Raw genomic sequence first — 18396 nt, forward strand, 5'->3', positions numbered from 1 at the left:
TTATCTTAGACAACGGTAATACTGCCTTTGGTATATGCATGTACCATAGGCCGCAGCAGTCAAATGTCCTGTCTAAACCACAGGCAAGGTGACATTTTGCCAATTCATCCTAGCGGGATGTGTCATCATTCTGGGCTATGAACGTCTTGGCTTTTTTGCCAAGTGCAGGCATTCTTTCCGTACGTTCTCAAGTATGGATGTGAGATAGGGTTGCTCAAGATCATGCATCAAATGGACGATTTTCAATAAGATGCCAGGCCTTGCTGCTCGCGGGTTGCTCGTTCTGGCCGCGCTGGCGTTGCTCGCAGGTTCATCATACCTCGGCTACCGCTTTGTATCTGACGTTTCTCAGGATGAAATTCGTATCTCCTCGAATCCCTGGGTTGGATTCACACCGTTTATCTATGCCCAGGAGAAAGGCTGGCTGGACGACACACCGTTTCATTTCGTCTGGCAGGTGGATCTGACCGAGAACGTACGACTATTCGAACGGGGCTTTACTCAGGGGTTCACTGCCACGCAGTACGAGATGTTGCATGCCCAGGATCATGCCAAACTGAAGCCGGTATTTTTGATTGATCGTTCCGACGGTGCTGACGTCATCCTCTCGAACAGGACACTACCCGAGCTCAAGGTGATCAAACTGCCAATCACCGTGTATCTGGAGCGGGGGTCTCTGCAATCCGATATCTTTCACGCCTTCACCCGTGAAAACCATTTGGATGGCGTTGATTTCGAATTGTTGAATGCGGCTCAGAAGTCCATGACCGAAATCCAGCCGGGTGACGCCCCCCTCATCCTGATTTCTTATGCGCCTTATGCGTCTCAAATCATGGAAAATGGTTTCAAAATCATTGCTTCAACGCATACCCTGACGTCGTTCAATGTCATAGACGCACTTTTTGTCGACAAAGACATCATTTCGGCGGAACTGGACCAATTCCTGAAGCTGAAACAAATTTACATCCGTGCCGTGCATGCGTTGCAACAGGATCCCGAAGCATACTATGAAACGATTCATGGATACCTAGAGGGGCAAACCTATGCGCAATTCATGCAAAGTACGCGTGAGATCGAGTGGTTCGTTCAACCGCCCGGTAAGCTGATTTTGCAACAATTACGCGCCCAGGGGGTCGAGACGGATCAGTTATTGCCATGAAGGTCCATCGACTTGCGTTGTTTGGTATTGGTTTCATCGGGGTGGTCATTATCGCTCTGTCCATGGCCTTCTATTACATAGAACGTATGGTAACGCTTAACGCGGTTGCCGATGGATTGAACCAGAACCTGTATTACGTAGAAAACGATCTCAAACGTGTTCTGCAGACCAATCGGTTTTCGGATATCCAGGAAACGCTGGATCAGGCGGTTGGTGTAAACAAGTCACTCGCCGAGCTGTCTCTTTCCCTGGATGGACGCCATCTGACGTATTCCTCGTCCCGAGCCCGAATAGGTCAAGAGCTTCATGGTAATTACGTCTCTGTTGCACAGTTGTACAAGGGCATAGTCGAGTACAAGGATGCGTTGTTCAGGACATCATTGACCTATTACGATGGCGAGCACAAAAAGCAGGCTTGGCTGTTCGCCGGCATCGATAAGGATTACGTATTCGGTCGCATGAATCAGGTTGCCATCATGTATGGCATCGGTTTGTTCATCGCATTGGCATTGATGAGCGGTCTTGTTTTCGAGCTTGTCCGTCGAGCCATTGTGATTCCCCTGGAGCACATGGCACATAAGGTCCGATCCGCATCGGTGAAGACCAAAGATTTTTTTATTCAAGAGTTCGCCGATCTCGATAGAACGTTGAGCGAAACATTCCTATCCCTGCATCAGCAACACAGCGACTTGAAGACTGCCTACGAGAACGCGCGCTACCTTGATGGCATTTTGCGGACGATTGCGGACGTCAACCAGGTATTGATCACTGCCAAGACTGTGGATGAGTTGATGGTCAAGAGCACCGAGCGCTTGGCAAGCCACCCGGGTAATGCATTCTGCTGGATCGGACTTGCCCGACAAGGTGTCATTGAACTGAGTGCCTGTTCTAACGCAGATGCGACGATCGACCTCCAACCCCATCAGATTCTTGCCGTTCTTGATGCCGATGAGTCCCTTGATCCGGTGGTGAATGCGTTCCGTCTTGGTAAGGCAAAATTTGCCGAGCAACTTTCCGTTCCTGACGGGGAAGAAGAAATGCGGGCTATCTGGCGAACAATAGCCCAGCAAGCAGGCTACGGTGCGTTCGTCGCCTTGCCCCTTCGGCCCAGCGTGCATGAGGATCCGATCGGGGTCCTCGGACTGTATACGCATCGTGAGGCGGGTTTTGATCTCAAGGAAATCTCCATGCTGGAAGATCTTTCCGGCGATATCGCCTTCGCTATCCAGGCCTTTGAACGTCGGGTTCAGTTGGAACACCATCTGACGACGGACTCCAACACGGGTTTGCCCAATCGTGTTGCCTTGATCGAGTATCTGAACCGCTCCTCCAGCGGACTGCTGGCCATCATCAATATCGACCGTTTCAGTGACATCAATGCCGTGTACGGCATCACGATCGGTGACGCCTTGCTGGTTGCTTATGCCCAGTGGTTATTGCGGATGATTGCTCCGTTGAAAAACGTCACTCTGTACAAGTTGGGCGGAGACGAATTCGCACTCCTCCAGACCGATGCTCATCAGATCGAACCATTCCGAAAATTTCTGGATCACCTGGTCGTCGAAACGGCCCGGTCTTCGTTCACTCTCGCAGATATTGACGTCATCATGACGGTAAGTATCGGCATGGCGTATGTATCTGATCAGGGGTTGCCTCATGCGACCGCGGCATTGAAGCAGGCGAAAATGTCCCATCAGAGCGTTCGGATCTATGAAGGCGCATCATCGACTCAGGAGCAGGAGAACAACATTGCCTGGTACAAGCGCATCAAGCAGGCTATCGAGCAGTCGCGCATTGTTCCTTATTACCAGCCCATCGTTGATAACAAGACGCGCAGGATCGTCAAATATGAGGCCCTGATGAGGTTGATCGAGACAGACGGACAGATCGTCAGTCCGTACGTTTTCCTGGAAATTGCCAAGAAAACCAAGTTGTACACGCATCTGACCCGCATGATGATCGATCAGGTCTTTAATGAACTGCAACGCTGCGCCTTACCGATCAGCGTCAATCTGTCCGCCGAGGATTTGTCGGATGACAAATTGGCCGATTATCTGGAACATCAGATTTCTCTGCGACAAATCGGGAGTCGACTGATTTTCGAAATTCTGGAGAGCGAGGGGATTCACAACTATGAATCCGTGCGGGCGTTCATCCTGCGCTTCAAGTCCTTGGGCTGTCAGTTCGCCATCGACGATTTCGGGGCGGGATATTCCAACTTCGATCACCTGATCAAGTTGAATATGGACGTTTTGAAAATCGACGGCAGTCTCATACGCAATCTCCCGCATGATCGTAATACCCAGATTATCGTCAAGCATATCTGCGATTTCGCGCATGAAATGGGCGTGACCACCGTCGCTGAGTTCGTGACCAATGAGGCGATTTACAAGTGGGTCGTTCGTTTCGGTATCGATACCTCGCAGGGGTATTATTTCTATGAGCCGGCGGCTGACTTGCCTGTCCGCGATGAGATCGAGTCGTCGGCGCTTTAGGTCTTCTCGATCTTCCCGATCTTGCATCTGTGCGCCCGCCCTGCCGGCCCGTTCGAGGATGGCGCGCGTAGACAATCGATTGGTACCTGTATTGCGGACTCAGGAGTGGATTCCTGGTTGAGGCGCCTCCATTGGGATCAACGAGTTGCTCGGATTTCTCACGAAGATCAGCTATTGTCCGATATAGGCGCTATTCGCAGAAAAATCAGTTTTGCGAACGTTCAAGTGTATTTCTGACGATTGGTCAGCGTCTTGCCGCTGTTCGGTATCCGGCGGCAATCCGAATACGTTTTGAGCGATTGGACCAGGAGAGAGGGTGATGGACAATACTCGATCGCGATTTGGCAACATCGTTCTGCAATCGGTGCTGGATGCGAGCCTCGATGCTGCAGTGATTATTGCAGAGGACGGCCGCATCCTTGAAGCGAATCGGACGGCGATCGCGCGCTACGGATACTCGCGGGATGAACTGCTCGGCATGAATGTGTCTCAGTTGAGTGCCGACGATCATCGCGATTTCGTGCGTCCCAAATTGCGTGAGCTGATGGCGCGTGGCGAGATATTCGAGTGGCAGCATCGCACCAAGAATGGTATCGAGATACCTGTCGAGATTTACGCACAACCGCTCGACCTGGAAGGGGAGACGGTCATCTTCTCGAATGTTCGAGATATTCGTCGTCGCAAGAAAATTCAGAATGAGTTGGCCGAGCAGAAGCATTTTCTGGAGCGCATACTCGATACGGAGCCCGGTACCGTCTATATTTTCGACCTGGAACGACAGCAAAACGTTTATGTCAATCGCCACTGGTTCGCCTTGTTCGGCTACACGCCCGAGGAAACACAGGATCTTGGTTCCTGGTTTCTCGCTCTGTTTCACCCAGACGATTTACCGAGAATCCGGCAGCATCACGAGGCTTGGCCGTATGCGACTAGCGATGAGGTGCGTCGCATTGAGTTTCGAGTGCGCAACAAATCCGGCGAATGGCTCTGGTTAAACGCCCGCGAAACGCCGTTTACCCGGAATGAAGACGGAGTCGTGACGCAGATCCTGGGTATCGCCCATGACATCACACCCCGCATACTCCTCGAGAATGAGCGCGAACTGTTCGTATCCCTGGCGAATAACAGCCAGGAGTTCATCGGTATCGCAGATCTGGAACTTCGCCCGGTTTATGCCAATCCCGCCGGTTTGAGCCTGATCGGTTTACCCGATCTCGATGCGCTGAAAATGATTCGTATGCAGGACTTTTTCTTTACGGAAGATCAGCGATTCATTACCGAAGATTTTCTCCCTGCCGTGATCCGAGAAGGCGGGCGGGAGGTCGAGATCCGGATGCGGCATTTCCAGACCGGGGCAGCGATCTGGGTACTCTACAACGTCTTCATGATTTACGACATGCACGGTCAACCGGCGGGTCTTGCCATCCTGAGTCGCAATATCCACGAACGGAAACGCTGGGAGACGCTGCTTAAGGGGCAAACACAAATTTTGGAAATGATCGCGAGTGGATTACCGCTCGCGGAAACGCTCGATCGATTGGTTCGACTGATCGAATCCCAGTCGCCCGGCATGTTGGGATCGATCCTGTTGCTTGATCCGGATGGGATCCATGTGCGTCATGGTGCGGCGCCGAGTTTGCCTGCGGCATTCACCAACGCGGTGGATGGCCAGCCGATTGGACCGGAGGCGGGTTCTTGCGGTACTGCGGCTTATCGCAAGGTGGCTGTCTATGTCGAGGACATCGCCACGGATCCCCTATGGGCGCAATATCGGGATGCGGCATTGCCTCATGGTTTGCATGCCTGCTGGTCAACGCCGATCATCGACGGGCGCGATCGTGTACTCGGAACGTTCGCCATGTACTACCGGCAACCGGGTTTGCCGACGCCGGAGCATCTGGCCCTGATCGCCACCACGACGCACATTGCCCAGATCGCAATTAGCCGATACAACAGCGAATCCGAACTCCGATTGAATGAGGAGCGGCTCCGCTTGGCACTCACGGTCGCCAATCAGGCCTGGTTCGATATCAACGTGCAGACCGGCGCTGCGATCGTCAGCGAAGACTATGCCGGGATGATCGGGTTCAGCAATGAAGAATTCAAACCGTCTGTACCTGACTGGCTAGCCAATGTGCACCCTTCGGATCGGGCTCAGGTTGCCGAAGCTTTTCAACGTTGTATCGACACCGGCGGCCCCGTCTCCGTGGAGTATCGAAGACGTACCAAGATGGGCGATTGGCTTTGGATGCGGTCGATCGGAAAGATTGTGGCCCGAGATTCGTCAGGCAATGCCCTGAGAATGATTGGCATTTTCATGGATATTTCTCAGCAGAAACGTGCCGACGAAAAGATTCGACGGATGACGCAACTGTATGCAGCCTTGAGTCAATGCAATCAGGCCATTGTTCGATGTAACTCCGAAGAAGAGCTGTTCCCACAGATTTGTCGCGATGCGGTCGATTACGGTGGAATGACGTTGGCATGGATCGGGAAGCTCGATCCCATGGAGGCACGGGTGATTCCGGTGGCTGCTTACGGCAGTGGCCAGGCTTTTCTGCAAGGACTCGACGTGACAACCGATGGTCAGCTGGCGACGGGCAGAGGGCCGACCGGGATCGCGGTTCGGGAAAAGCGGCCTTACTGGTGTCAGGATTTTCGTAACGATCCCGCGCTGGCGCCCTGGCGGGATCGGGCGGCTGAATACGGGTGGCAATCCATGGCCTCCTTGCCGCTCTATCGGCGTGGGAATATCGTTGGCGCCTTGATCGTCTATTCCGATGCCTTGGCAACCTTCGACGAACCGGCCCAGCGTCTGCTTGAAGAAATGGCCATGGATATCAGCTTTGCCCTGGATCGATTCGTTGGCGAACAGGAGCGCCGCCTTGCCGAGGAGGCATTGCGCGTCAGTGAGCAGCATTTGCGAACGATTGTCGAAACCGAACCGGAATGCGTGAAGGTCGTTGGTCGGGATGGGGCGCTTATCGAGATGAACCAGGCCGGGCTCAGAATGCTGGAAGTCGATTCCATCGACGATGTCCGCGAACGCGGGCTGCTCGAATTCGTCGCGCCAGAGTATCGGGACGATTTCCTGGGATTGCATCAACGCGTGCTCGAGGGTGATTCCGGCACACTGGAGTTCGAAATCATCGGTGCCAAAGGGACGCGGCGCTGGTTGGGCACGCATGCCGCACCCATGCGCGATGCACAGGGTGGGGTGTCTGCGCTGCTGGGCATTACGCGAGACATCACCGAGCACAAGTCCGCCCGTGAGCAGATTCAGTATATGGCGAACTACGATGCGCTGACCGGCTTGCCAAATCGGGTCAAGCTCTCGGAGCAGCTATCGTTCCTGATTTCCCTGATGCGCCGATCCCAGAGCAGTCTCGCTGTGCTGTTTCTCGATATTGATCGGTTCAAGGATATCAACGACACCCTGGGTCACAGCATCGGCGATGCGCTTCTGCTCGAAATAGCCACGCGACTGAGAAAAGTGCTTCGCGATGAAGACACGCCGTCGCGCATGGGGGGCGACGAGTTCATCCTGGTGCTGCCCGATTGCGACGCAGCGTGCGCGGCACGCGTGGCTCAGAAGCTCTTGCAGGTGATTGCGGTGCCCTTTCAGATCGAGCCCTATGATCTCGTCGTTTCCGCTTCCATTGGGATCGCAATATATCCCGAAGACGGAGAGGATCTCGAATCGCTCTCCAAGAGCGCGGACACCGCGATGTATCGTGCCAAGCTCGAGGGGCGAAACTGTTACCGATTCTTCACCCCCGAATTGCAGTCTCAACTGTCCAGGAACATGCAACTGGCGACGGCGTTGCGTCACGCCGTGAACTATGGCGAGCTGTCCGTCTTCTATCAGCCTCAGATGTCCGTACAGACCAACTCGATCATCGGCATGGAGGCACTGTTGCGTTGGCAGCACCCTGAATTCGGTGCCGTTTCGCCGGGAGAGTTCATTCCGATTGCCGAAAGCAGCGGCCTGATCATCCCGATTGGGGAATGGGCATTGCGCACTGCGGCAAAACAGGCACGTGCATGGATGAACGCCGGTGTGTTCGATGGTGTGCTTGCGGTGAATCTATCCGCAGTCCAATTCCGCCATCCTGATCTACCGGATACGATTTCGCGAATTCTTCAGGAGTCAGGGTTGCCGCCGGATCGTCTGGAACTGGAACTGACCGAAGGGGCGACCTTGCAGGACCCGGTGGGTGCCATCACTGTCATGGACCGGTTGCATGCGCAAGGCGTACGCATGTCGATCGACGATTTCGGGACGGGATATTCGTCGCTCAGCTATTTAAAGAAATTCAAACTGCACAAGTTGAAGATTGATCAATCGTTTGTTCGCGATATCACGACGGATCCGGAAGACCGCGCCATCGTCACAGCGATTATCAATCTCGGTAAGAACCTGGGTCTGAAAATAATCGCAGAGGGCGTGGAAACGGAAGGGCAGCTCGGTTTCCTGCAGGGGCAGCATTGTGATGAAGTACAGGGGTATTATTTCAGTAAGCCCCTTTCCGCGGCGGATTTCGAGCGCTATTCAAAAGCGTGTCATCGTGAAGGTCGATAATATCCCTTCGTGGATTTCTATTTTCCTTCTTTCCCGTTTTATAGGTATTGCCGAGAGACAGATCACCGAAAAAAATACCCGTGCTATTAAATTTATGGTCTAGGCTTTTAAGCGTGGTTCATCAATTCTGCTCAGGGGGCATTTATGAAAAACAATGGTCCGGTAACGCAACGGAATGTGACCTTTTCCGACGATGTTTTTTTGGTGTCTACGACCGATCTAAAGGGTGTTATTACCTACGTCAATGATGACTTCATTGCCGTGAGCGGTTTTACCCGCGATGAGCTCGTTGGTAAAAGTCATAATGTCGTGCGTCATCCGGATATGCCTGCTGCGGCCTTTGCTGATCTATGGCAAACACTGAAGAAAGGCGAATCCTGGCGTAATCTCGTCAAGAATCGCTGCAAGAATGGTGATCATTATTGGGTCGACGCTTATGTCAGTCCCATATTCAAGGAACGGGAAATTATCGGCTACCAGTCGGTGAGAACGCGCCCGACGGATACGCAAATCCGCGATGCGGAGAAACTGTTCAAGCAGTTGAATGCCGACCCATCGGCGACCATGCCAAAAAAGCGCGGCTTCCATGATTACTCGGCTTTGCTGCTGATCAATTTCGGAATGCTCTTTCTCATGGCGTTCCAGACCTTCAATCTGTATCTATTGTTCACCAGTCAAAGTCCGCTCGATGCCGAGCATCTCATTATGGGCGTCCTGGGCCTGTTCTGGCCGATACCCATGTATCTGATCGTCCGATCCTTGTTCAGACCCATCAAACATACCGCCGCGGAATTGAAGCGCATTGCCGCTGGGTATCTTCGCGATCGCATTGACGTTAAGGGTCGGAACGAAGTCGGCAGTATTGCGGAATCCACCAAATCCTTGCAGGCGCGTTTGATTACGGTGATCGGCGAATTCACGGAGTCTTCAGTCACACTGTCCTCGGTGGCCGAGCAGCTGTCGAGCAGTAGCGAGCAGTCGGTCAGAGGGCTCGAACGCCAGACAAGCCAGACCGAGATGGTCGCCGCAGCCATGAATCAGATGACCGCCACTGTCCAGGATGTGGCGCGGAATGCATCGCAAACGGCCGAGGCGGTGCACCAGGCTCAGAAGCAGACAGCCGAGGGGCAGCAGGAATTGCAGCGCACGCATGCTGCGATCAACCAGCTGTCTGCGCGCCTGGATGGCACCGCCAAGGTGATCGACACCCTCCGAACCAAGGGCGATGCCATCGAGAACGTGGTGAAGCTGATCAGCGGCATTGCCGACCAGACCAATCTGCTGGCGTTGAACGCGGCGATCGAGGCGGCGCGTGCCGGCGAACATGGTCGCGGATTTGCCGTGGTAGCCGACGAGGTGCGCTCCCTGGCCGCCAAGACCCAATCCTCGACGATTGAAATCCGCGACATGATCGAACAGTTGCGCAGCGGGATCGTCGAGGCCGTGGACGTGGTCCAGCAGGGGCATAGCCAGATGGAGAACGTCAAGGAACGGGCGACGGCGACCGAGCAGGCGCTGGGGCAAATCAATACGGCGGTCCAGCATATCGGGGACATGAGCACGCAAATCGCCACAGCCACGGAAGAACAGAGCTTGGTGGCCGAGGAAATGAATCGCAACATCACCGAGATCAGTAACCAGACGGAGACGGCCACGCGCCTGAGTCGGGACAATGCGGCGCTGGGAGATCAAATCGCCAAGCTATCCGAAGAGCTGCAATATATCGTTGCCGCGTACAACTTGGGCATTGACGGCTCCAAGATATCGTCTCGACAGAACGCTCGTGGTCGGGGCAGTAAGGCGAACAATTGAGCGTTTTGATAGAGGCAGGTCGGATGGGCACACGGTTGCCTAAATGCTTTTGTCCCTGATGCGCTCGATCAGGTAGCCGGTCAGCAAGGCGCTGGTTCCTGCATCCCCGGGGTTGTCGTGGATCAGCTTGTGCCACCGGGCTACCTCGCTATCCTGCAGGTCCTGATCGATCAGGAATTGGGTGAGTGGACATTCTGCCTCATCCACGGGATGAACGTGGTGCTCGTGGTGAATGAACCACCAGTGATAGGTCAGCGCACCCAGAAAGGTATCGATCTTCTCGGGACGGATCGGTAGCTCGAATCCGCGGTACCAGGGTTCCAGATGTTTCGCGGTCATCGGGCGGGCAAGTGCGTATCCCTGCCCCTGTTGTGCGCCGAGGATGGCGGCCATTTCGAGCATCCCTTTGTCTTCCAGTCCCTCCACGACGACCACAAAATTGAGATCGCGCCCCATCTGTACGATGGACGAGATCAGTCCGATCGTCTGGATCGGCTTGTCCCGAACCTGAATCAGCAGCCCCTGATCGATTTTGATTGTTTCGAAGGGAATGGACGACAACCGTTGCAGACTGCTGTATCCGGAGCCGAGATCGTCGATTGCCAGCTTGACACCTAAGTTCAGCAGTCGTTCGATGACCTCGTTTCTTTGCACGATATCCATGGACTGGGTTTCCAACAGCTCGAGTGTTAGCCGTTGCGGCGCGATTCCGTATTTTTCCAGTGCCGTTCGGACCCAGTCCGGACTCTGGTTGTCCAATAGCGCGCAGGGCGGCAGATTGATGGACACATCGACGCTCATCCCTTGCTCGTCCCAGGATACGAGATGTGCGAGTGATGCTTCCAGACCGATGCAAAATAGCCGGTTCAATTCGGCTTCGCTCAGCAATGCCAGGAAGAAACTGGGCGGTACCGTTTGCGCTTCCTTCAGATTGAGCCGGGCAAGAGCTTCGACCTTGATCATCTGGCCGGTCCGAAGATCCACGATCGGTTGAACCAACATTTGCAGGCCGTTGTTGAAGAGGCGTTGACGTATTTTTTTTGCTTCCGCCTCCGGCACGATGGGGGGCCTGGTGCCAGAGCGCGCCCAAATCTGCTCCCATCGCTGCTTCATCCCGAAGGCGAATTGCTGCATCACCTGCGATTCGAACTGACTGGGGTAGGCACCCATCATCACGATCACCGCTTCGCATTGTCCCTGTTCGTTGATGATGGGCACGCTGAGGGCTGAGCGTGCGCGCTCGATGAGCGGTGATTCCCGCCACACCTGATAATGCGGATCCTGCGACAGCGAGGGGATCGAGTAGATCTGTCTGCTTCGCCATGCCTGCGCGCAAATTGTCATGCCGCGTGGCGACGAGGGATCGACCACGGGCTCATGCCCCGGTCGGGCGTACAGTTCGGCAACGGTTGATGCCAGAGGGCCTGCATGGGTCACGATGGTGAATGTGCCATCTGGTGCGAGTTGAACGAGCAAAGCGGCCTGAATGCCGGCTAGTGCCCCGATCTGATTGATTTCCGCCGTGCTGCTTTCCTGCCACGATATCCCCTGGGGGGGCAGCGGGGCCGAGTTGAGACGAAAATAGGCGGTGAGAATCTGGTCCTCGATGGCCAGTTCGACATGCAGATCGTCCTGGATACGGGTTTCGGCGGTGATGAGTAGCCGGTACCGCTCGCGAGCGGGTAGTAAAGCATGACTCAGGTGCTCGTTGAGTAGTCGACGGTATAGACTGATACCCTGCGTTAATAAGATTGGCCTGACCCCAACCAGGACATGGACCGTGCCGACGTGCCGCGCGTGTTCGATGAGTCCCGCCTGGGACGTTTCGGGGTTCAGCAGGAATTGCAGATGATGGCGCTGACTCTGCATAAGTCCGGCCATTTCCTGATTGCTGAGTGTTTTGAGGATCGCATTGGCTTGAGGATCCCGGGCAAGTTCCGAGTAGAAGGAATTGACGAATTGGCCGAGTACGCGCTCCAGATACGGTCGCGTTTTATGGAGCAGGGCAACCGCTTCCTCGCTGTAGGCGTCAAACTGTTTCTCAGATTCCGGCGGACCGGCGCGGTCGACGCCATGGCGCCACCACTGCTGCCGATCGTGTTTGTGCTCCTTGGCCTGGTACATGGCTGCATCGGCATGCCGTATCAGGCTGTCGCCATCCTTTGCATCGAAGGGAAAGAGGGCCACGCCGAGCGTCATGCCGACTTCGGCACGGGTGGTCTCGGAAAGGACGAACGGGTATTCAACGGCTTGGTGCAAGCGGTCCAGCGCCGCCTGCAACTGAGCCATGGTATTGCCCGATTCGAGGTTTTCGAGCACAACAATGAATTCGTCCCCGCCCAGCCGGACAAGGAAGTCCGTTTCGCGAATCAGGGACTGCATCCTTGCGGCCAACTGATTCAGGAGCTTGTCACCTGCCTCGTGCCCCCAGTTGTCATTGATGGGCTTGAAATCGTCGAGATCCAGCATGCCGACCGCCAGGATGGTATTTTGGCGATCGGCCCGGGCAATGGCTTTTGGTAGATATTCATCCAATGCCCGACGGTTGGGGAGGCGGGTCAGTGCGTCGTGCAAAGACTCGAAGAGAATCTGATCCTGAGCCTGCTGCTGCAGGGTGACGTCGACGATACTCCAAAGTATCCCCGGGTCTCCACTTGCCAGGGAAACCGGTGAACCCAGGATCTGCACGATGATGATGGTGCCGTCTTTCCTGCGGATATTTGCCGTTTCATGAATCCATGGCTGACCATGAAGCAAAGCTGCGTGCTGTGTCGCAAAACGTTCAAAAGCGTCATGATCGACGTGAAGCAGTGCCGTGCTTTTTCCGACGAGTTCATCGATGGGATAGCCGGTAATTTCGCTCAGTGAGGCATTAGCATCTTGAATGATCCTGTGTTCGTCGACCAGAAACAGTCCCGCGGCATTTTTTTCGAATAGCGCGCGTTGATAGTTCTGGGACTGCAGTAGCCTCCGTTCGAGTTGTCGCTCCCGGTTACGGGCGTCAATCTGATCCAGACCGCGGGAAATGATGTGCGCCAATTCCCCGAGCAATTGTTGAACATCTTCGTCCCACACGTTTTCCTGTGCGTGATAGACACTGAATATCGCCCATATCTGTCCATTTCGGAAAATGGGGTGTGCCGCACAGGCGTGAAGACCGAAACGACAAGCACGTGCCTGCCAGGGTTTGGCGTAATTCGAGTCCTTGCAGGACTGGTAAAAGCGGGGTTTCTGATCGCGCCAGGCGAGTCCGACCGGATCTCCCTGCTGGTTGTGTTGCGGGTGGAGCGACACGGCGAGATCCTGGAGGTAGTCGACCGCGCCGAATGCAGCGATACATCGCAATAGTTCCCGTTTGTCCGGTGTGCCGACCCAGGCAAGTTTCAGGTGACCATATTGAATGGAAAGCCTGCATATCTCCTGGAGCAATACCCCGTCATCGTCTGTAGTGGCGATGATCTGGCTGACCTGCGCCGACATCGTGTTGAATTCGTTAAGTCGTTTGAGCCGCTGTGCGTCCCGTATGCGGTGCTGAAAAAGGACGACGATGCCTGCAGCGGCCAGGCCAAGCAGAAAAAGCGTGCCGATTTCCCAGGCCCAGCGGAGGGGCGCCTGAGCCATGTACAGCTCCATTGCTCTGTTTGCTGCCCAGTTGATTTGTATCTGTAGTGGGTAACCCGGTACATCGATCGGATCGGTCTGAACTTTTCCCGGGGTACCGTTGAACAACACGCGACCATCCTGCCACTCACCGAGGACGCTACGGTCCCGAAGGTCGATAACCGTGAATCGGAAGATCCGCGATAGTAATGGTTGTTCATCATGAAGCAGTCGATCCAGGTGATAGGGGGAACCGACAAAGAAGCGGGTCTTCCCATCCGAATCGGTCACCCTGAATCGCATGGGGAGTACATGCGCGTCCACTCTCTGGGCAAACGTGGCGCGCCCCAGTAGGAAATTCCTGTTTAGCCCGAGCGCCGTGAATTCGTCGCCGTTATTGATTGGTATGTGGGATTGGTTGGTGGTCGACCAGACAATGGTGTTGCCATCCGCCGATTGAATATTGAATGCGTAGATATTCGGGTGCAGCTCGATGAAATGACGCATGACCCGATCGGCTTCACGGGAAGGATGGAGCGGGTCTGTGCCTGTGCTGATGAGCGTCGATGCCAGGAAATCCAGGGTCGTGAATTGGACATTAAGTCGACTGGCAATTTGGCTGGCATAGGCGGCGGCCAGATGTTGCCCGTGATCTTTGGTTTCGTTTTCAGCCAGTCGGTATTGACTATGCTCGATCCAGAGACTGCCGGCAGCGACCGGCAGGAGTAATAATGCGAAGAAGGCAAAAAGCAGGGTCTGATGTCGTTTCCTGTTTCTGGTGCGAGGGGGCCTGCATGAACCGGTGGCCGCAGACGGGTTTTCCGCAGGCTGACTGTCCTGTTTCAGGTTGTCCCTTGCTTCTATGGTCATTGCGCTCCATTCCCCGGTGTCCGCCGGCCGGTGACGTGATCCTTGCCACTTTGATAATCAGATTATGGGGATTGTCTGAGTGTTTTCCTAGATTTCTTGCCTATCATTTTGTTTTGTATAGGCATGTTAAAATTGATGAATCAATGACACTCACTTTCCCTCATGCGTGGCCAGGGTTGGCCGGAACACCGGAAGGGAGTCGATTTACCAACAATCTCCCGAATGATGGGCTGAGGTGTACGCAGTGATTATTTATACCAATGAAGTGACGGGCAGCGTAATTTCGATGACCGATGAAGAACTCTTCGAACGGATCATCCAGAGGCACCCGGCCAAGAGAAGCATACGTCTGATTCAGCAACGACTGGATCAGCTTTATGCGGCGGAATCGCAATCGGCGCATGAAGACGATCCCTCAGACGAGAGCAGGGTGCTTCTGGCGGAGTCACTTGATCTGGATGAACAGTACTGGGCCTTCGTGAATGACCTGCGTTGCATTTTCTTTCCGTCGGAAACGGATCCGGTGGCCCCGATCTGGAAAGACGAAATCGATTAGAAACCTTGATCGACCTGTTGCCCGATCGTCGACATAGACATCGGTCGCCATGAAAAACCCCCCGATCCTTGCGGACGGGGGGGTTATCTTGTTTGGTGGAGGTGGGGGGAATTGAACCCCCGTCCGCAAACCCTACGCTTTCGGTACTACATGTTTTTCCTGTTAACTGTTTTAGACGCCAGCTACCCAACAGGCAGGGAAAACCGACGGCGAGCCCAGTGAGTTTTTAGTCAATCCACGCTGGGCGCGCTTCATGACGATCTTGTGAGAGTCGACGCCTGGAACCTGAACGCACAAGCACGGCTTCAGTCAGACGGCACCCTACTGGTTATTAAGCAGCGAGTGCGTAGTTGTCGTCGTTGGCAACTAAATTTTTTGCAGATTTTTACGAGGCTCTACCCCTCGACATGCACCTAGAGTTTCGTGACTCGCGTCGAAGCCATGTCACCCCCTGGTTCCGTATTCATGGGGGCGCGCCGTGGGTTTTCAAGATCCAGCAGTTCCGTATGGCACTGGTTGGGACTTTCCCGGGCGCGTTTCCCGTGAATACGGCGTCAATTCTACGCGCTTAACCCGGTGGGGGAAAGCGGACGCCAGCCCTGCCGGGTGATCCCGCGCTCGTAGCGGTAGTGTGTGATGAACGAGGATCAGCCCTGAAAGCAGGTTGCTTCCCGTTTAGGATCTGCGTTTCTGCTGCCTGGGACAGTGCCGTGACCCAGGGGGCCAACACATTGTTAGGAAGGGAAGATGTGTCCGTCTGGGGGGCATGGGGCGATTCGATTGCGACGATATGGACCGTGGGGCCTTTGATCCGAACGGACGGGTCATCGCCAATGACCGCATCCAGTAACTGGAGTGTGGCATGCAGGTCGATGCCGTGCGAGGAAGGCGAGGCGGTCCGATTCGGCAAATCCTTTGGCGTCATTACCCGTACCGAACCGGGTGCTCCCGTTCCCAGCATGATATCGAGGAAGATCAGGGTGTCGCTTGGGCTCAGGGGATGCATGAAGAGGCCGGTGGGTTGATTCAGTTGATCGACGACGATCGACGGGTCGTCGGCGAATCGGGCGCGCAGGCGATCCGCCGCCAGCCAGCCGATCTGATCCCAGCCAAGGGGGGATCCCAGACCGAAGACATATAGCCTGCTCATGATCGCTCCGCGCGAAAATCCAGAAAGTGCGTGGCGCAGGAGATGCAGGGGTCGTAATTCCGGACGACCATTTCGCCGTGGAGCCGCAGCGCGTCATCCGTCTGGTTCAGTCCGAAGCGCGTCAGGGTGGTCTTGAGGTCTTCCTCCATGCGCGCCTGATTCTGGCTGGTGGGCGGAACAATTCGTGCCGATTTGACCCACCCCTGTTCATCCAGTTCATAGCGGTGCCAGAGGATGCCCCTGGGCGCCTCCGTACAGCCGAATCCGATACCGGGCAGGGGTGATGGTTCGATGAAGGGCGTGCTACCGGCGTCGTAGTCTTCCGTGAGCCTCAAGGCTTCACTCAAGGCGTAATGGATCTCGATGGCGCGCGCCAGAATGCTGTGAAACATGTTCCGACTCGGAAATGCGATGCCCGTGGTCGCGATTATGGCGCGCAGATCGGCAGGCAGCTGATCAAGATTGTTGTTGATGCGCGCGAGCGGACCGACCAGATAGGGACGATCATCCAGCAGGGCATGCAATGCGGTGGAATGCGGCACCTGGAATTCCCGGAAGTGTCGTTCGTAGTCGTCGATGCCGATGTCCAGCCCCTGATCCGAGATGATACGGCCACGCTCGATGGCGTAGTCGTCATGATGACGTAGGCTGACACACACAAACTCCTGGTCGTCTACGGGTATCGGTAGTGTCGCCACCCACTCGATCAACCCCGATGCGGCCTGTAGTCCGTCCTGCAGCTTTTCGCGCAGCTCGCTGATCGCGGTGGCGGTGGGGGCACGGAAGAATCCCCCTGGCCGGACGCCCACCGGATGGACGGAGCGGCCACCAAAGGTGCGGATGATCTCGTTGCCGATGCCCTGAAGATGAAGCCCTCGACGCACTTCGGCCGGGAAGCGCTTTGCCATCTCGGGCGCGCTGTCGAAACCGAGAAAATCCGGTGCGGCCAGCAGATGGATGTGCAGGCTGTGGCTTTGAATCCATTCGCCGCAATACATGACGCGCCGCATCGCCTGAACCCAGGGACTGGGCGTCAATTGGAAAATGGACTCGATGGCGGCGACGGCGCTCATCTGGTAGGCCACGGGACAGATACCGCAGATCCGTGCCACGGTATCGATGACATCCTGAGCCGGGCGACCTTCGAGGAGCTTTTCGAACAGCCGCGGCGGTTCGAAGATCCGCAATTTCAGATCGTCGATCTGCCCGTTCCGAATCCGGATATCCAGGGCGCCTTCCCCCTCGACACGTGCCAGAACGGGCACATGAATGTCTCCGGTTCTCAAGTTATTCCCGGTTCTTGAATCGCTCATTGACCTGCTCCTGACACCGGTTGCGTTTCCGATGCCGCCGCGTCGAACCACGCTTTTCCCGCATCAGCGAATGGCGACGCCTGACTATTGATGAAGAGAAAACGCTGACCAATTTCCCGGGGTGTCATGCCGGTTGCCGCGAGATGCTGGCTGAAGGCGGAGACATTGGCTTGGGCAGCGGGGCCATAGCAGGCGTAGCAGTCCCGTTGCATGCTGGGGCAGAGTGCACCGCAGCCGGTTTGGGTGACAGGACCCATGCAGGGTTTGCCCTGAGTCACCATGACGCACACGAGATTCTGGCGTTTGCAGGACATGCAGACGGCACTGTGGTCGATTCGTGGCAAGTGGCCGGCCAGAAGCGACTTGGTGACGCCGAGCACCTGTGCGCCGTTGACGGGGCAGCCCCAGAGCTCCAGATCGACCTTGATTACGGCCGCGATGGGCTTCGATTCAGGCAGGAGATCGAGAAACTCGGGCTGGGCATAGATGCCAGCCATCCATTCGCCGGCATCGTGGAGATTGCGTAGTGCCTGAATGCCGCCTGCCGTCGCGCAGGCGCCGATGGTGACGACGTAACGGCTGTTTTCCCGAATCTTCGCCAGGCGCTCCGCATCCTTCGAGGTGGCGATGCTGCCCTCGACGAAGGCGATGTCCACGACGGCGTCCTCGTCGATAGGCCCTGCTTCGGCAAAATGCAGGATGTCCACGGTTTCCGCGAGGACCAGGAGGGGCTCGCCGAGATTCAGGAACGCCAGCTGGCAACCGTCACAGGAGCTGAACTTGTGTACGGCCACGCGGGGGCGGGATGATGCACCGTGCATATGGGGTCCTCCGAGTCAGGCGGTGTTGCCAGTGTGGA

At 55.5% G+C, this 18396-nt stretch carries 9 protein-coding genes and 1 other RNA gene; 5 read left to right on the forward strand and 5 right to left on the reverse strand.

What is annotated here, in order from left to right; genetic code table 11:
- The first annotated feature begins 250 nt into the window (after positions 1-250).
- From A9404_RS02230 to A9404_RS02245, 4 genes are all read left to right on the forward strand, one after another.
- Positions 251-1159 (forward strand): type 2 periplasmic-binding domain-containing protein, encoded by a 909-nt coding sequence (locus tag A9404_RS02230; RefSeq protein ID WP_066098273.1) that lies wholly within the window; start codon positions 251-253, stop codon positions 1157-1159.
- Positions 1156-3654 (forward strand): EAL domain-containing protein, encoded by a 2499-nt coding sequence (locus tag A9404_RS02235; RefSeq protein ID WP_066098275.1) that lies wholly within the window; start codon positions 1156-1158, stop codon positions 3652-3654. Before A9404_RS02230 ends, A9404_RS02235 begins: the two co-directional genes overlap by 4 nt.
- A 319-nt stretch (positions 3655-3973) precedes the next feature.
- On the forward strand, positions 3974-8236 hold the full coding sequence (locus tag A9404_RS02240) for a PAS domain S-box protein (protein ID WP_066098277.1): 4263 nt from the start codon (positions 3974-3976) through the stop codon (positions 8234-8236).
- Positions 8237-8440: 204 nt separating this feature from the next.
- Positions 8441-10048, forward strand: a complete 1608-nt coding sequence (locus A9404_RS02245; protein WP_197490400.1) for a methyl-accepting chemotaxis protein — start codon at positions 8441-8443, stop codon at positions 10046-10048.
- Positions 10049-10087: 39 nt separating this feature from the next.
- Here the strand turns inward: A9404_RS02245 and A9404_RS02250 are convergent, their stop codons facing one another.
- The gene (locus A9404_RS02250; RefSeq protein WP_082922666.1) at positions 10088-14518 is read right to left on the reverse strand and encodes an EAL domain-containing protein; all 4431 of its coding nucleotides are present in this window, start codon (positions 14516-14518) and stop codon (positions 10088-10090) included.
- A gap of 244 nt (positions 14519-14762) precedes the next feature.
- Here A9404_RS02250 and A9404_RS02260 point away from each other — a divergent pair, with 244 nt between their 5' ends.
- Positions 14763-15074: a hypothetical protein gene (locus tag A9404_RS02260; protein ID WP_156521203.1), complete on the forward strand. Its 312-nt coding sequence runs from the start codon at positions 14763-14765 to the stop codon at positions 15072-15074.
- 93 nt (positions 15075-15167) lie between these two features.
- On the opposite strand, the gene ssrA is transcribed toward A9404_RS02260, so the two are convergent.
- The 4 genes from ssrA to A9404_RS02275 form a co-directional block, all read right to left on the reverse strand.
- Positions 15168-15526: a transfer-messenger RNA gene (gene ssrA / locus A9404_RS02265) on the reverse strand.
- Positions 15527-15642: 116 nt separating this feature from the next.
- Positions 15643-16224 carry a hypothetical protein gene (locus A9404_RS13065; protein WP_082922667.1) on the reverse strand — a complete coding sequence of 194 codons (582 nt, stop codon included), beginning with the start codon at positions 16222-16224 and terminating at the stop codon, positions 15643-15645.
- The gene (locus A9404_RS02270) at positions 16221-17537 is read right to left on the reverse strand and encodes a Ni/Fe hydrogenase subunit alpha (protein ID WP_066098287.1); all 1317 of its coding nucleotides are present in this window, start codon (positions 17535-17537) and stop codon (positions 16221-16223) included. The genes A9404_RS13065 and A9404_RS02270 overlap by 4 nt, the downstream gene beginning before the upstream one ends.
- Positions 17534-18358, reverse strand: a complete 825-nt coding sequence (locus A9404_RS02275; protein WP_066098289.1) for an NADH-quinone oxidoreductase subunit B family protein — start codon at positions 18356-18358, stop codon at positions 17534-17536. The genes A9404_RS02270 and A9404_RS02275 overlap by 4 nt, the downstream gene beginning before the upstream one ends.
- Between the last annotated feature and the right edge of the window lie 38 nt (positions 18359-18396).

This window comes from Halothiobacillus diazotrophicus (genome assembly GCF_001663815.1).
GTDB lineage: Bacteria > Pseudomonadota > Gammaproteobacteria > Halothiobacillales > Halothiobacillaceae > Halothiobacillus > Halothiobacillus diazotrophicus.

Excerpts from the sequence above, each read along its gene's own strand:
- A9404_RS02230 (WP_066098273.1), top strand. The coding sequence starts at position 251 with ATGCCAGGCCTTGCTGCTCGCGGGTTGCTCGTTCTGGCCGCGCTGGCG.
- A9404_RS02235 (WP_066098275.1), top strand. The coding sequence starts at position 1,156 with ATGAAGGTCCATCGACTTGCGTTGTTTGGTATTGGTTTCATCGGGGTG.
- A9404_RS02240 (WP_066098277.1), top strand. The coding sequence starts at position 3,974 with ATGGACAATACTCGATCGCGATTTGGCAACATCGTTCTGCAATCGGTG.
- A9404_RS02250 (WP_082922666.1), bottom strand. The coding sequence starts at position 14,518 with ATGACCATAGAAGCAAGGGACAACCTGAAACAGGACAGTCAGCCTGCG.
- A9404_RS13065 (WP_082922667.1), bottom strand. The coding sequence starts at position 16,224 with ATGAGCAGGCTATATGTCTTCGGTCTGGGATCCCCCCTTGGCTGGGAT.
- A9404_RS02270 (WP_066098287.1), bottom strand. The coding sequence starts at position 17,537 with ATGAGCGATTCAAGAACCGGGAATAACTTGAGAACCGGAGACATTCAT.
- A9404_RS02275 (WP_066098289.1), bottom strand. The coding sequence starts at position 18,358 with ATGCACGGTGCATCATCCCGCCCCCGCGTGGCCGTACACAAGTTCAGC.